Genomic DNA, 15,033 nt, shown 5'->3' with positions numbered 1-15,033 from the left:
CACTCATCCAACGCCGCCCGAAACACCGGCTCCACCCCATACAACCCACGCCCCATACACACATACTGCGACCCCTGCCCCGTAAACATGAAGGCGACCGGCGCGGGGGCACCTCCCCGTCGGGATCCCGAAACCTGGCCTGTGGCGACATCCCCCAGGCCGGCGGCCAGTTCGCGAGCATCGGCGCCCTGCACGACGGCCCGCAGGCGATGGGAGGCGCGACCGGTGTTGGCGGTGAACGCGAAGTCACCGAGCTCTTCCTCCGACGTGTCGATCAGAGCTTCGGAGTACGCGTCGGCAAGAGCCCGCAACGCCGTCTCGTCCGCCGCACTCACCCGTATGACGTGCGAGTCCTGGGCCGGCGTCTCACGTTCGGGCACGACGGGTGGTTCTTCGACGATGACGTGAGCGTTGACACCACCCATCCCGAACGCACTCACCGCCGCACGACGAGGCTCACCATTCCGCGGCCACACCACCGCACGATCAGCCAGATAGAACGGCGTCTCCTCAAAACGAATGTGATCATTCGGCCGCACCACATGCAACGACGGCGGAACAACACCCCGCTCCATCGCCAACAACACCTTCACCACACCAGCCAACCCCGCCGCCGGCTCCAGATGACCCACATTCCCCTTCAACGAACCAATCGCACAGAACTGCGACCTGTCCGTCACCCCACGCCACGCACGCGTCAGACCCTCCACCTCGATCGGATCACCCAGACTCGTCCCCGTCCCATGAGCCTCCACCAAACCGATCGACTCCACCGACACCCCCGCATCTCTCAACGCGGCCGTGATGACCGACGCTTGGGCGCGGGGATTGGGAGCGGAGTAGCGGGTGGTGCGTCCGCCGTGATTGACGGCGGCTCCCTTGATGAGACCCCGGATCCGGTCTCCGTCCCGTCGGGCGTCGTCGTACCGACGCAGCACCACCGCCACGGCCCCTTCTCCCGGCACGAACCCGTCGGCGGTGCTGTCGAACGCACGGCTGCGGTGCCGGGGCGACAGGGCCCTGAGGTCCCCCATCGACCGGAAGTACTCCGGGCTGATCCCGGCGTGTACGGCCCCGATGACCGCCGTGTCGATGTCGCCGGTGCGCAGGTGCTGGAGTGCCGAGTGGATGGCGACCAGGGACGACGAGCAGAGGGTGTTGACCAGTCCGCTGGGGCCGTGCCAGTCCATCAGGTAGGACAGCCGGTTCGCGATCATCGCCTCGAGTCCGAGGCCGCGCCCGTCGGGCACATCGTGGCGAACGCGCTCTTCGTGGTAGTGGTCGTGGCTGTAGGCGATCCACAGACCGGTGTTGCCGCCGTCGGCGCGTCCGCCGATCCGGCCGCCGTCCTCCAGGGCCTCCCAGATCGTCTCGTACACGATCCGTGCCTGCGGATCGATCAGCGGGGCCTCGCGGGCCGAGATCCGGAAGGGAGCCGGGTCGAACGCGTCGACGCTGTCCAGGAACGAGGCGTACGGGGCGTTCCGGGCCTCGTTGTCCCCCCAGCGTCCCTCGGGCAGCGGGCCGACCGTGTCCCGGCCCTCGGCGAGCAGTTCGGCGAAGGCGGTGAGGTTGCCCGCGGTGGGCAGCCGGACGGCCGCGCCCACGACCGCGATGTCGCGCGGCCGTGATGCGGATGTGACCTCGGAGGGCTCGGAGGGTCCGGGGGACACGGAGGGGTCGGCCGGTGCCTTGACCTCAGGTCTTCGTGGCGTGACGGTGGCCCGCGCCACCGGTGCGGGCGCTTCGGCCACCACGGGGGCCGCCTCGGACGGCGGTGCGACCTCGGGCACCTGATCGGCCGGGGCCACCAGTGTGTCGACGAGCTCGGGTGCCTCGTCGACCAGGAAGTCGGCGAACTGGCGAGGAGTCGGGTACTCGAAGAAGACCGTCGGGTAGAGGGCCAGACCGTGCTCCTGCGAGATGCGCTCGCTCAGCGTCACCAGGCCCACCGAGTCGAACCCGGCGGACAGGAACTCCGTATCGGTGTGCTCCTCGGAGGTGCCCGTCAGGGCCAGGAACCAGGTGAGCGCCCGCGCCGACCGCGAGGCGGCGGGGATCGCCGGAGCCCCCGAAGCTGCCGGGGTTGCCGGAACCGCCCGCGCCGGAGCCTCGGGCGCGACCTCCACGACCGGAGCGGGCGACGCATCCGCCACCGTCGGCTCGGGCATCTCCCCCGCGCCGAACGCCCGGACCGGAACACGCTTGGACGCCATGTCTCCGAAGACGAGCAGCGGCGTCCCCGCCTCGTCCGTCACGGTCTGGGTGACCCGGCAGGCCTCGTCGTTCCAGAAGGCGATCTCCGTCCGTACGTAGGCGGCGTCGTCCAGTGGTCCGAGGACATCCAGCCGGCCCACCGAGAGTGGGATGAACGCGGACGCGTCCGCCTCGCCGAACACCGGGTTGGCGGGGTCGATGGCCGCGACCGTCACGCTGTCCAGGAGCCCGGGGAACAGCCGTACGCCGGGCGCGTTCATCTCCCGCTGCCGGGCGCCTTCGATACGGGCGAGTGTGCCGCCGTCCGGCAGGCTCGCCACCCAGGAGATGTTCCGGTAGTAGCGGCCGTGGTGATAGCCGATCCGCCGCAGCCAGCGGTAGAGGCCGGAGCCCGCGTGCAGGGCGGAGCCGCCGCAGTCGGCCAGGAGGGCGGCCAGAGGGATCGGAGTCGGCGGCCCGGAGGGGCGCCCGGTCGCGAGCCGGCCGGTGACGAAGAGTTCGCCGCTCTCGGGATCCTCCACCCTGAACCGGTTCTCCGCGTCCACCCGCCCGATCACCCGGTGGGCCCCGGACGGGATGAGCGGTCGGTGGAAGAGGACGTCCCGGGCCCCGTGGAAGGACTCGCCGCGCAGTGCGGCACCTTCGCGCAGGAAGTCGAACCAGGCGACGCCCGGGAGCATGAGCGTGCGGTACACCGCGTGCTGGGCGATGGGGGCCTCGGCCGGGCCGAACACACGGGAGAACGTGTAGCCGGCCGCCCCGTCGTCCGACACCAGCTCGGCGGGTGTGCCCGGCTCTGCCGAGCGCAGCGGCTCGGCCAAGTTCAGTGCCCGGCCGCGCAGTTGGGCGACGGGCAGCAGGCGCTTGCTCCATGACCGGCCTGTTGTCCGCTGGAAGGCCGCCCAGTCGATCTCCTGGCCCTCCTCGAAGAGTTCGGCGGCGATGGTGGCGAGCACCGCTCTCACTTCCCGCTCGTCGCGGGCTTCCGCCAGCCGTACGCCGACGTCGCGGCCCTCGGCCGCCGAGCGGTTCTGCGCGTCGCGCACGGGTTCGTTGTCGCCCCGCAGGACATCGGCCAGCGCCTGCTCCAGCGGGAGGCGTCCTCGTACGAAGTCCCCCACCGCCTCCCAACCCGGCGGCAGTTCCACGGCGCTTGCGGGCAGGCCCAGGTCGCGCAGCGCGATCGCGAGGGCGACGCCGGAGAAGATCCGCAGCAACTCACCTGAGAACGTAAAGAGTTGAGTACCCGTAGCCGCTTCGAACTGGCCGACGACCTCATGAACGGCGGGCGTCGACCGGGCGAGGGCGGTCAGCCACGCGGGCGGGGCCGCGCTCGCCAAGGGCCGTACCGACACGGCGGTGCGGGTGGCGCTTGCGGTACGGGCCTCCTGCGCGCCGGCCCGCAGGAGCCAGGCACGCAGAGCGGTGGCCAGTTCCTGCGCGGTCGCCCCGACGACAGCCAGCCGCTCGGTACGGTGCGGCCGGGCGAGCCGAGCGGTGGCGCACACGTCGCCGAGCTCGCCGGGCCCGTCCGCCAGATTCGGCAGGAACTCCACCCACTGGGCGGCCAGTTCGCGCAGTGAGTACGGGCTGTCGGCGGACAGCGGCAGTACCTGGACCGGCGCGGGCGGCTCACCGGGCCCCGTCGACGCGGCGAGGGCGCCGGACGTGCGGGGGACGGCCTCCGCCACCACATGGGCGTTGGTACCGCCGAAGCCGAATCCGCTCACCGCGGCCCGGCGCACCGGAGCGTCCGGCCAGGGACGGAGGGTGTCCGGCAGATGGAAGGGGCTCTCGGCGAGGTTGAGTCGCGGGTTGGGCGACTCCACCGACACGGCCGGGACCGTACCCTCGCGCAGCGCGACGATGATCTTCGCGAGTCCGGCGAGCCCCGAGGCCGAGTGCAGATGGCCGATCCGGCGCTTGATCGAGCCGAGTGCGACGGAGTTCCGGGCGACACCGTGCCGGCCGAACACCTCGGTGAGCGCCCGCACTTCGATCGGGTCGCCGATGGCGGTACCGGTGCCGTGTGCCTCGATGTACTGCACGGTCGCCGGGTCGATGGTCCTGTACGCCTTGTCCAGCAGCTCGATCTGGGCTTCCAGGTTGGGTGTGGTGACACCCATGGTGCGGCCGTCGTTGTTGACCGCGACCCCGCTGATGGCTCCGAGGATCACGTCGCCGTCGGCCAGTGCCGCCGGCATCGGCTTCAGAACGAGAGCCGCGGCTCCCTCGCCGGGCACGTAGCCGTTGGCCCTGCTGTCGAAGGTCCGGCACAGCCCGTCCGGGGAGAGGGCGCCGGTACGGGAGAGGAGGACGAACGTCAGCGGGTCGATCAACAGGTCGACCCCGCCGACCAGGGCGAGTTCGGACGTGCCGGCCGCGAGGCTCTGGCAGGCGAGCCAGACCGCCGAGAGCGAGGACGAGCAGGCGGTGTCGACCACCAGGCTGGGGCCGGCGAGGTCGAGGCGGTCGGACAGCCAGGCCGCCATGAAGTTCTGCGACCGGCCCCACAGGGCGGCCGGCCCGGGGATTCCGACAGGGCCGCCCGGACCGGGTGGAACGGTGCCCCGGCCCTGGTCGAATCCGTACGCGTTCATGCGGCCGGCGACGAACACGCCAGCGTCGAGCCGACGGCGCGCCCCCAGGTACCCGGAGTCCTCCAGCGCCCGCGCCCCCACCTCCAGCATCACGCGCTGCTGGGGGTCGAGGAGTACGGCGTCGTCGGCGGTCATGCCGAACGCCTCGTGGTCGAAGGAGAACGGATCCACCAGGAAGCCGCCGCGGTGGTGCGTGCCCTGGTGGGGGCCCTCGCCCCGGTACAGCTCACGGGCCCACCGGCTCGGCGGGACCTCGCCGACCTCGACCCGGTCACCGTCCAGCAGGGCCGTCAGGTCGACGACGTCCTCGGCGCCGGGGAGCCGTACCGCGAGGCCGATCACGGCGATACGGGTGTCGAGTTCGCTCACCACGGTCCTTTCGTTCGACTCGTTCGACTCGTTCGACTCGTTCGACTCGTTCGACTCTCCGGTCATGGCTGCTCCGGTCCCCGCTGTCCGGCGTGCGCGAGCAGGGGACGCAGCAGGGCGCTGAGTGCTGTTGTGGGCGCGGACGCTGGAATCGATTCCTGGTCGGCGGTGGATGGACGGGGCGGGGCCGACGGCGCGTGGGCGGCATGGGCGGCGAGGTCCGCGGCCAGGTCCCCGGCGATCTCGTCGGCCGTACGCGCCCGCATCAGCAGCGACGGGTCGACGGTCAGACCGGCGCGCTGTTCGAGGGCCGTGGTGAGCTCGGCGATCACGAGGGAGTCGAGCCCGAGACTCTGGAGCGGACGGTCTCCCGGGTCCTCGCCGAGTACGTGGACGAAGGCGTCCCGGACCCGTGCGCGCATCCCCGCGACATCGTGTTGGGGGCGCGCCGTGGAGGTCGGTACGGGTGGTTCGGGCGGTGGCGGCACCGACGCCCAACCGAGGGACGGGACAGGCTCGGTGGACCCGTCGGCGTCGTCGGCCTCCGGCGGGGTGGCGGGAGCGCTGCCCGGGAAGATCACGGCGCCGCCCGACCGCAGGTGGTCGGAGAAGGCGTCGAGCGCCTGGTCGGCACTGACCGAGTAAGCGGCCGAGTAGGACGCGTCCGCCTTCATGCCGATGCCGGTCCAGTTGGGCCAGGCGTGGGCGGTGACCGTGGTGGCGGAGCCGTTCTCCCGTTCGGCGAGGGCCAGTTGGTAGGCGTTGGCGAGGCTGTAGTCGACGAGGCCCCGGCCGGCCAGTGCCTGGGTACCGGCGATCGAGGACACCAGGACGGCGAAGTCGGCCCCTTGCTCCTGGGCCAGGTGTACGACGTTCAGCGAGCCGGAGACCTTGGGGGTGAGCACCTTCTCCGCGTCACCCCATGACCGGCGGTGCATCGCGCCGAACGGGTTGACCCCACCGGAGGAGTGCACAACGCCGACGAGTCGGCCCCAGCGTCGGCCGAACTGCCCTGCCGCGGCGGCGAGCGCGGCCGGGTCGGACACATCGCAGGCCAGATACTCGACGTCGGCGCGCCTGGCCAACTCCCGCAGGGGGGCGGAGCTCTCGGGATCGACCACCGACCGGCCGATGATCCCGACGCGCCGGGCCCCTCGCTCGATCAGACGCTCCGTCAGACGCACGCCTACGGCGCCCAGTCCACCGGTGACCAGGTAGTACCCGGAGGCGGACAGGGTGTGCGGCGGGCCGGCCGGTGCGGGCACCGGTACCGGGATGTACCTGACGCCTCCCCGGTAGGCCGCGACCGCGGTGCCCGCGTCGGCCTCGGGCCGGGACTCGGGCTGGGGCTGGGGCTCAGTCGCCTGGCCGGCGTTCAGGGCGGCGTACTCGGCGGCCAGGCAGAGGGCCTGCTCCTCGGCGGTGTCGGCCGGGTCCAGATGGACGACGGTGGTGGGCTTCCGGTTCTCCGCCCCGGCGGCCCGTACAGCCATGGCCATGGCGGCCCGCTCGGGCGACAGGTCGCCGCGCTCGTCGGGACGCACGGCCACATCGTGGAATCCGGCCCAGAGCAGTTTCCCGTGCGCGGGCAGTGACTTCATCAGGACGCCCAACTCGGCCCAGAAGGCGCTCAGTTCGTTGGGCCGGACGCGCAGGTCCTGCGCGTCCGGGGCGTCGACCACGATCGTCACGTCCGCCGGTCGACCGCGCTCGACGACGGTCACGTTCCGGTCCCGGAGGGCGGTCGTCAGGGCGCGCTGGATCCCGGGATCGGCGGCGACCAGTCGAACCGTCGCCGGGTCGGACACAGGCACGGGCGCCAGTTCCCGGGCGCGCCACTCGACGCGTACCGCCTCACCGCCCGTCGCTGCCGGGGCCGGGGCCGGGGCCGGGGCCGGGACGACCGTCGGGTCCGCGGTGCGCCAGTAGGAGCCCCGCGCGAACGGATAGGTCGGGAGGTCCGTCAGACGTGCGCCCTCGGCTGAGAGCGAGACCCAGTCGACGTGCGCATACCCCGCCCTGACCAGCTCGACCACGCGGGCGGGCTGGAGCGCGCCCTCCTCGGTGGTCAGGTCGATGTCGACGCGCGCGACCGGGATGTTCCCGGCCGCGACGGAGCGCAGCTCGGCGGCGAGGTCGGCGGAGTGACGTCCGTACACCGCGGTCTGGAACTCCAGCGGCGAGCGGCCGGTGTTGGCGGTGTGGCAGAGGTCGGCGGTCTCCCAGTCGTCGTGTGCTCTCTCGAACCGTTCGGCGTAGGCGTCGGCGAGACCGCGCAGTGCGGTTTCGTCCGCCGCGCTGACCCGCAGGACGTGCGTGCCCTGGGACGGTGTGGCCCGGACGGGGAGTGCGGGTGGTTCTTGGAGGATGACGTGGGCGTTGACGCCGCCCATCCCGAACGCACTCACCGCCGCGCGACGAGGCTCCCCGTTCCTGGGCCATACCACCGCACGATCAGCCAGATAGAACGGTGTGTCCTCGAAACGGATGTGGTCGTTAGGCCGCACCACATGCAACGACGGCGGAACAACACCCCGCTCCATCGCCAACAACACCTTCACCACACCAGCCAACCCGGCAGCCGGCTCCAGATGACCCACATTCCCCTTCAGCGAACCGATCGCACAGAACTGCGACCTGTCGGTCACCCCGCGCCACGCACGCGTCAGACCCTCCACCTCGATGGGGTCACCGAGACTCGTCCCCGTTCCATGAGCCTCCACCAACCCGATCGACTCCACCGACACCCCCGCATCCCTCAACGCCGCGGACACCACCTCCTGCTGCGCCGCACTGCTCGGCACCGTCAACCCACTCGTACGACCACCGTGATTGACCGCACTTCCCCGAATCACACCCCGCACCCGATCACCGTCACGCAACGCCGCACCCAACGGCTTCACCACCACCGTCACCACCCCCTCCCCCGGCACAAACCCATCCGCACCCGCATCGAACGGCCGGGATGCTCCGGAGGGGGAGAGAGCACGCAGGTTCTTCATCGCGACGTAGTGCAGCGGGGAGAGGGCGACGCGGACGCCCGCGACGATGGCCTGCTCGCACTCGCCGTCACGGATGCTCCGCACGGCCGTGTGCAGCGCGACCAACGACGACGAACACAACGTGTCGATCGTCATGCTCGGCCCGTGAAGATCCAGGAAGTAACTCACCCGGTTGGCGAGGAACGCGTTGTGGTTGCCCAGGCCGCTGGGCGCGTCCAGCTCCGGGGCGATGTTGAAGTCCTTGTAGTGCTGGTAGCTGGCCCCCACGAACACACCGGTGGACGCGGAGAGTTGGCGTGGTGGCAGGCCGGCCGACTCCAGCGCCTCCCAGGTCGTGCGGAGCAGCCAGCGGGCCTGGGGGTCGAGCGCTTCGGCCTGCTTGGGGAAGAAGTCGAAGAACCGGGCGTCGAACTCGTCGACGTTGTCCAGGAAACCGCCGACGTCGGGCTCGTGCCCGTTGGCGTACGGGCCCCAGCGGTGGGCCGGGGCCGGGCGGATCTCCTCGGCGGAGTCGGCGAGCAGCGACCAGAATCGTTCGGGGTCCGAGGCGCCGGGGAGCGCCAGGGCCAGCCCGATGACGGCGATGTCCTGCTCCCGGCCGTCCGCTTCCCGATCGTCAGCGGTGTCGGCAGGCGCGGAAGCGGGCACGGGCGCGGCAGCGGGCGCCGGGACAGGGGCGCGGAGGGCGGGCGGGGCGAACACACCGTCGTCCGCCAGCTCGGCGACATGCGCGGCGAGCGTGCGGCAGTCCGGGGCGTCCAGGACGTCCGTCGGGCTCAACCGCACCCCGTACGCCGCCTCGACATCGGCCGCGATGGCGGTCGCCAGCATGGAGTCGAGCCCGACCGTGGACAGTGATGTGGTCGCCATGACGCCGGGGTCGTGGAGCACGTCGCGTACCACCGCGAGGATCGCCGCCTCCGCCGACGCGGTCGGCGGTACGCGGCGGACGGGGGCGGACGGCGCGGCGCCGTTCGGGGCCACGGTCCGGTACTCGATGTCGTCGAGCCGGGCCAGCACCCGCCCGTCGGTGGCGAGCAGGGACGCGTTGCCGCGTCGCGTGCCGTCGATGTCGGGCTCGGCGCCTTCGAGCAGTACGAACGCGGTCCGAGCCGCGTCCGCCCAGCGCACCGCCCGGCCGACGGAGACCGGCAGATAGGTGGCCGACGGCGCCGTCGGATCGGCCAGGGTGAGGACGGCCATGGCCTGGAGTGCGGCGTCGAGCGCCACCGCCTCGGCCTCCAGGGGGCTGCCGGCCGGTACGTCGATCCGCGCGAGGACCCGGCCGGGCCCGTACCGAACGTCGGCGACGGACCGCAGCGGCGCGGTGAACTCCATGTTCTTCGCCGCGAACCACGCGTAGAGGCCTGCCGGTTCCAGCGTCCGGTCGAGCGCGGCCCGCAAGGTGCCGAGGTCTACGGCCGCGGGCGGCGCCGGTGGGGCTTCGGCGACGGTGAGCCGAGCGATGACACGGTTGTTGTGCCGGAAGGTGACCGGCCCGGTACGGGTCGGGTCGTCCAGATCGCTGGTGAGGGGATGGTCCCCGGTCCCACGACCGGTGAAGGTGATCCCGTGCAGGGCGCCGCTCGTCAGCAGACCGAGGGCGACCGGCAGCGCACCGGGTACGGTCTCCTCGCCCAGAACTCGATGGGCGCGGGAGAGTCGCCGTACGACATCGGCGATGTCCTGCGTGTCGTGGGCGGTGGGTGGGGCCGGAGTGTCCGCCTGGGCCGTCACGGCGCGCGAGCCGAACGGGTAGGGCGGGAGAGCGGGCCGGCGCACCGACCGGTCCGGGTACACCGTGGCCCAGTCGACGGTGCCGCCGCTCACATGGCGGAAAGCCGCGCCGCTGAGTCCGGCCGTCGGGCTGTCCAGCACCGCTCGTCCACGCAGGACGATGCCGGGTGCCCGATCGCCCAGGGCGAGTGCCTCGGACAGCCCGGCGCTCAACTCGTCGGCGGTGGCTCCCAGGATCGCGATCCGGTACGCCTGGTGGTCGCGTCCGACGGCGCTGGAACGGCACAGGTCGCTCGGAGCCGCCGCGTTCTCCTGCGGCAGCAGTCGCCGGACGTCCGTCATACGGCGGGCCAGCGCGTCAGGGGTGTGCGCCGACAGGACCAGCAGATGCTCGTCCGGTACGGCGGCAGCGGCCGTACGGGGCCCCTCACCGGACAGCGCGCGCTGCGGTTCTCCGACGTACTCCTCCACGACGATGTGCGCGTTGGTCCCTCCCATGCCGAAGGAGCTGACTCCGGCCCGGCGCGGACCGTCCGAGATCCACGGCCGTGGCTCGACGGGGATCACGAACGGCCCGGCCGACAGGTCGAGATGGCTGCTCGGCGTCTCGAAACCGGCGACGGGCGGGATCTCCCCGTGCCGCAGGCACAGCAGGACCTTCAGCAGGCCGGCGAGTCCGGCCGCGGGCTCCAGGTGCCCGATGTTGCCCTTCACCGTCCCGATGTGGCAGGGCCCCGCGCGGTCAGGGTCCTTGCCGAACACCTCTGTCAGCGCGGCGATCTCGATCGGGTCGCCGAGCCGCGTCGCCGTACCGTGCGTCTCGATCAGTGAGACGTCCGCCGGGGCCAGTCCGGCGTCGTCGAGTGCCGCCCGTACGACCGCGGCTTGGGCCTCGCTCCGGGGCACCGGCAGAGCGCTGCCGCGGCCCCCGTGATTCACGGCCGTGCCCCGGACGACGCCCCAGATGCGGTCGCCGTCCCGTTCGGCGTCCCTGAGCGGCTTCAGCATCAGGGCCAACGCGCCCTCGCCGGGGAGGAATCCGTCGGCCCGCTCGTCGAAGGGCCGCGGCACGCCCTCGGACAGGGCGCCGAGCTGGCTCAGACTGCGGTAGTACCACGGGGTCAGACCGACCTGGCAGGCCGCGACGATCGCCGCGCCGCAGTGCCCGGCGCGCAGCGCGGCGACCGCCTGCTGGATGGCGACGAGAGACGACGAGCACAGGGTGTCGACGGTCTGAGAAGGGCCGGTCAGATCCAGCGCGTACGAGATCCGGTTGGCCAGCACCGCGTTCATGGAGCCGAGCGCGGTGTGGGGTCCGACGGTCTCCAGCCCTCGCGTGTCGCGGTGATGGGTGTAGGTGGCGCCGACGAAGACGCCGATGTCGCGGCGGCCGGCGAGACCGCTGTCGTCCCGGACCGTCCAGGCGTGTTCCAGCAGCAGCTTCTGCTGGACGTCCATCTCCTCGGCCTCGCGTACGGAGATGCCGAAGAAGGCCGGGTCGAAGCGGTCGACACCGGTGACGAAGGCGCCGGTACGGCAGTAGGTGCCCGTCATGCGGGGGCCGCGTCGCTCGAAGTGGGCGTCGATGTCCCAGCGTTCGGCCGGCACTTCGCTGAACGCGTGACCGCCGGAGCGGAGCAGGGGCCACAGCTCCGTCACCCCACCGACGGCGCCCGGGAGATCACCGGAGACGGCGACGATCGCGATGGCGCGGTCGCCGTGCACGTCCGCGTCTCCGCGCCTCGCCGCACGCGGGCTCGGGCGTGCGTTGTCCAGGGAGGCGGCCGGGGACGGCGTGACCGTCTCGGCTGACACGACGGTGACGCCGGCACCGCCTTCGGCCGTCTCCGGGGCCGCGACCGCGACCGCCGCGCCGTAACGGTCGGTCAGCGCCTCGACGAGCTCGGCGAACTCGCCGTACTCCAGGAAGAGCGTCGCCGGAAGGTGGATCCCCCACCTGCGTGACAGTTCCTCCGACAGCTCGACGCTCATGATCGAGCTCATGCCGTAGTCCGAGAGCGGGGTGTCGCGGTCGAAGGACGTGACGCCGAGCCGCTCCGCGAGGAACCGTTCCAGTGCCTCCCCGACGTGCTGCCCGTCGGCCGGTGTCTCCCCACCTTCCTCGGGCCGTACGTCGGCGGGTGTGCCGAACTCCGCGCCCGCGCCCGCCTCTTCGAGTTCGACGACCACGTCGCCGGCGTCCGGGTGCGCGACGACCACCTGGCGGGGGCCGTCCGCCGCCCCCAGCACCGCGATGAGGGAGTCCAGGCCCTCCGCGGTGCCCAAGGGCCGGACTCCGCGCCGCCGCAGCTGCTCCGCGACAGCCGTGCCCATGCCGACCTCGCCCCACAGACCCCAGGCGACGCTCAGCCACGGCGAGCCGTGCGCCTGCGCGAAGCCGTCGAGATAGGCGTTGGCCGCGGCGTAACCGCCCTGCCCGAGATTGCCGAAGGTGCCCGAGACCGATGCGAACAGTACGGCGAAGTCCAGGTCCTGCCCGGCAACGGCGGCGGCCAACTCCCGGACGCCGTCGGCCTTCGGCCGCATCACCGCCTCGATGTCCTCGGCCGTCGCACTGCGGATCAGGCCGTCCTTGAGGGTGCCTGCCGCATGGACCACGCCGTGCAACTCGCCGAACTCCGCCCGGAAGCGGTCCACCACGGCCGCCAGGGCGCCGGGGGTGGTCACATCGGCGCTGTAGGACGCGACCTGGCACCCTCGCGCACCGATCGCCGCCGTCCGGTCGTGGTCGGTACCGTCACCCGCACCTGCCCCTCCGGAACGGCTGACGAGCGCGACGACGCCGGCGCCCTCGCGCGCGAAACGGTCGGCGACCTCCAGACCCAGCCCGCCGTGCCCGCCGAGCACGAGGTAGCGCCCGCCCTGTCTGATGGGCGCCCTCCCGCCGTGGGACGCGGCGTGTGCCGAGCGGTCGCGCACCCTGACGGGGACGTGGCGGACGCCCTGCCGGTAGCCGACTTCGGTGGGGCCGCCGGTGGCGCCGATCTCCGCCAGGACCGCGCGCAGCGAGTCGTCGGAGAGCCGGTCGATGTCGAGGAGGCGTGGCTGGAGGCCGGGGTACTCGATGGCGGCGGTGCGGACGAAGCCCCACACGGCGGCCCGCGCGGGCACCGGACGGTCGCCCTTCGCGACCGGCTGCGCGTCTTTCGTCACCACGTGGAAGCGGGACTTGCGCTGCCGCTCGCCGAGGGTCCGCAGGGCGGCCAGACAGCCGTACAGGCCGAGGCGGAGCTCCGCCTCCTCATCCGGGGACCCGTCGGGCCCGTCGCCGACGTTCCACAGGTGCACCACACCCGCGACCGGCTCCCTGATCTCCTCCCAGAGCCGCCGGAACTCCTCCTCGTCCGGCCGCACGAGCGACCGTCGGTCGGGGTCCTGCGCCTGTCCCGCTTCCTGTGGGAGGGACGGTCCGGCGCCGACCTCCACCACGCGGGCTCCCTCGGCCCGCAGGTGCCGGGCGGCGCGCTCACCCAGGCTGCCCGTACCGCCGTTGTGCAGCACCACCCACGTACCGGTCGCCGGGTCGTGCCGGTCGGCGGACGCGGACGACGGCGAGGGCGAGGGCGAGGGCGAGGGCGACGGACGCCAGTCGATCCGGGTGATGGGCAGGGTGGCCGCCGAGGACGGGACCGGGGTGGCCGCCGGTCCCGAGACGGCGGCCGTACGACGCATCCGCAGCCCCTCGAACTCCGCGACGACCTCGTCCGCCGGCCCCAGGAGCAGCGCGTCCGCGGTCGCGTACGCGCCGTCCACGCCGGTCCGGCGTACCTGGACGGTCACTCCGGCCGACAGGGCCGAGAGGTCGGCGAGGACCGCGATCCGCGCGAGTCCGATCGGCAGCATCGGATACGGCCCGGACTCTCCGGTCAGGTCCTGGAGCGCGCAGCTGACGACCTGGAACACACCGTCCACCAGCAGCGGATGGGCGTACCAGGGCATGGGCTCGGTGTCGGACCGCAGAACGGCACGGGCCACGCCGCCGTCTGCGACGGTGAGTTCGCGGACGGTACGGAAGTCGGGACCGTACAGCAGGCCCTCACGCGCCCAACTCTCGTACAGACGATCGGAGTTGATCTCACGTGTGCCGGTCGGCCACCGACCGGTGTCGACGGGTGGAGGGACGGGATCGGTAAGGAGTCGGCCGGCTCCGGTGGACAGCGGTTTACGGTCGCCGGCCACCACGGTGCTGAGTTCGAAGCGGGTCTGGGGGCCGAAGGTCACGTCGAGCCGGACGGGGGCCGTCGCGTCGTCGGCGATGGTGAGGGGCCTCAGGAACGTCACATCGGTGAGTTCCAGCGGGGTGAAGGGGTGGCGCCGGGCGACTCCCACCATCGCCATCTCCAGCTGCACGGCGGCGGGCAGGAGCCCGGTGTCCGCGGAGCGGTGCTGGGCGATGAAGGGCTCCTGGCCCGTGAACGTCTTCTCGTAGGTCTCGGCCGGGTGCGTCACTGTCCCTCGCTCCGGTGCTCGTAGTGACGGTCGAACAGCGGGTGGCTGAGGGTGCTCGTGCCGGTGCTGCCGCCCCGGCGGCGAGCGGGCGGCGCGGTCAGCTCCTGTCGGTTGAAGGGATAGGTCGGGACGGTGGTGGTGCGCCGGCTCCGGCCCTCGTGCAGACCGGACCAGTCGAGGTCGCCGCGGGTGTGGTTGTAGTGGTCGGCCAGCGCGCTGTGCAGCTGAACCTGATCGATGCGGTCCCGCCGCAACGTGCTGAGCCATACCGGCTGCGTCTCGCCCCACGCCGACTTGGCCAGCGGTGTCAGTTGGGGATGCGAGCCGATCTCCCAGACCACCGCCGGGCCGGCCTCGGCCAGGGTCGTCAACGCCTGGCTGAAGCGCACGGGTTCTCGGATGGCGCGGCCCCAGTACCCCGGGTCCGAAGCCGTCCGTTCGTCATGCCACCCGCCCGTCACGGTCGATGCGAAGGGAATCACCGGAGCCGACAACGTCCTGCCGGACATCGCCTCCACGAACGGCGCCACCGCACCCTCCATGGCAGCCGAATGGAACGCATGACTTACCGTCAGCAACTGCGTCCGCAGACCAGAATCCCGACAGAACGCGGCAACCGCGTCTGCGGGTCCGGTGAC

Annotated in this window: 3 protein-coding genes; all 3 read right to left on the bottom strand. The window is 72.2% G+C overall.

Annotated elements, in window-relative coordinates; all coding sequences use genetic code 11:
• The coding region (locus ACFWU9_RS35860) for a beta-ketoacyl synthase N-terminal-like domain-containing protein (RefSeq protein ID WP_384325283.1) at nt 1–5,252 on the bottom strand (5,252 nt) is incomplete at its 3' end.
• Nucleotides 5,249–14,395: an SDR family NAD(P)-dependent oxidoreductase gene (locus ACFWU9_RS35855; protein ID WP_384325282.1), complete on the bottom strand. Its 9,147-nt coding sequence runs from the start codon at nt 14,393–14,395 to the stop codon at nt 5,249–5,251. The genes ACFWU9_RS35855 and ACFWU9_RS35860, both read right to left, overlap by 4 nt.
• The coding region (locus ACFWU9_RS35850; RefSeq protein WP_384325281.1) for an acyltransferase domain-containing protein at nt 14,392–15,033 on the bottom strand (642 nt) is incomplete at its 5' end. The genes ACFWU9_RS35850 and ACFWU9_RS35855, both read right to left, overlap by 4 nt.

The organism is Streptomyces sp. NPDC058653 (genome assembly GCF_042716895.1).
Lineage (GTDB): Bacteria > Actinomycetota > Actinomycetes > Streptomycetales > Streptomycetaceae > Streptomyces.
This window is presented reverse-complemented; position numbering and strand designations above follow the sequence as displayed.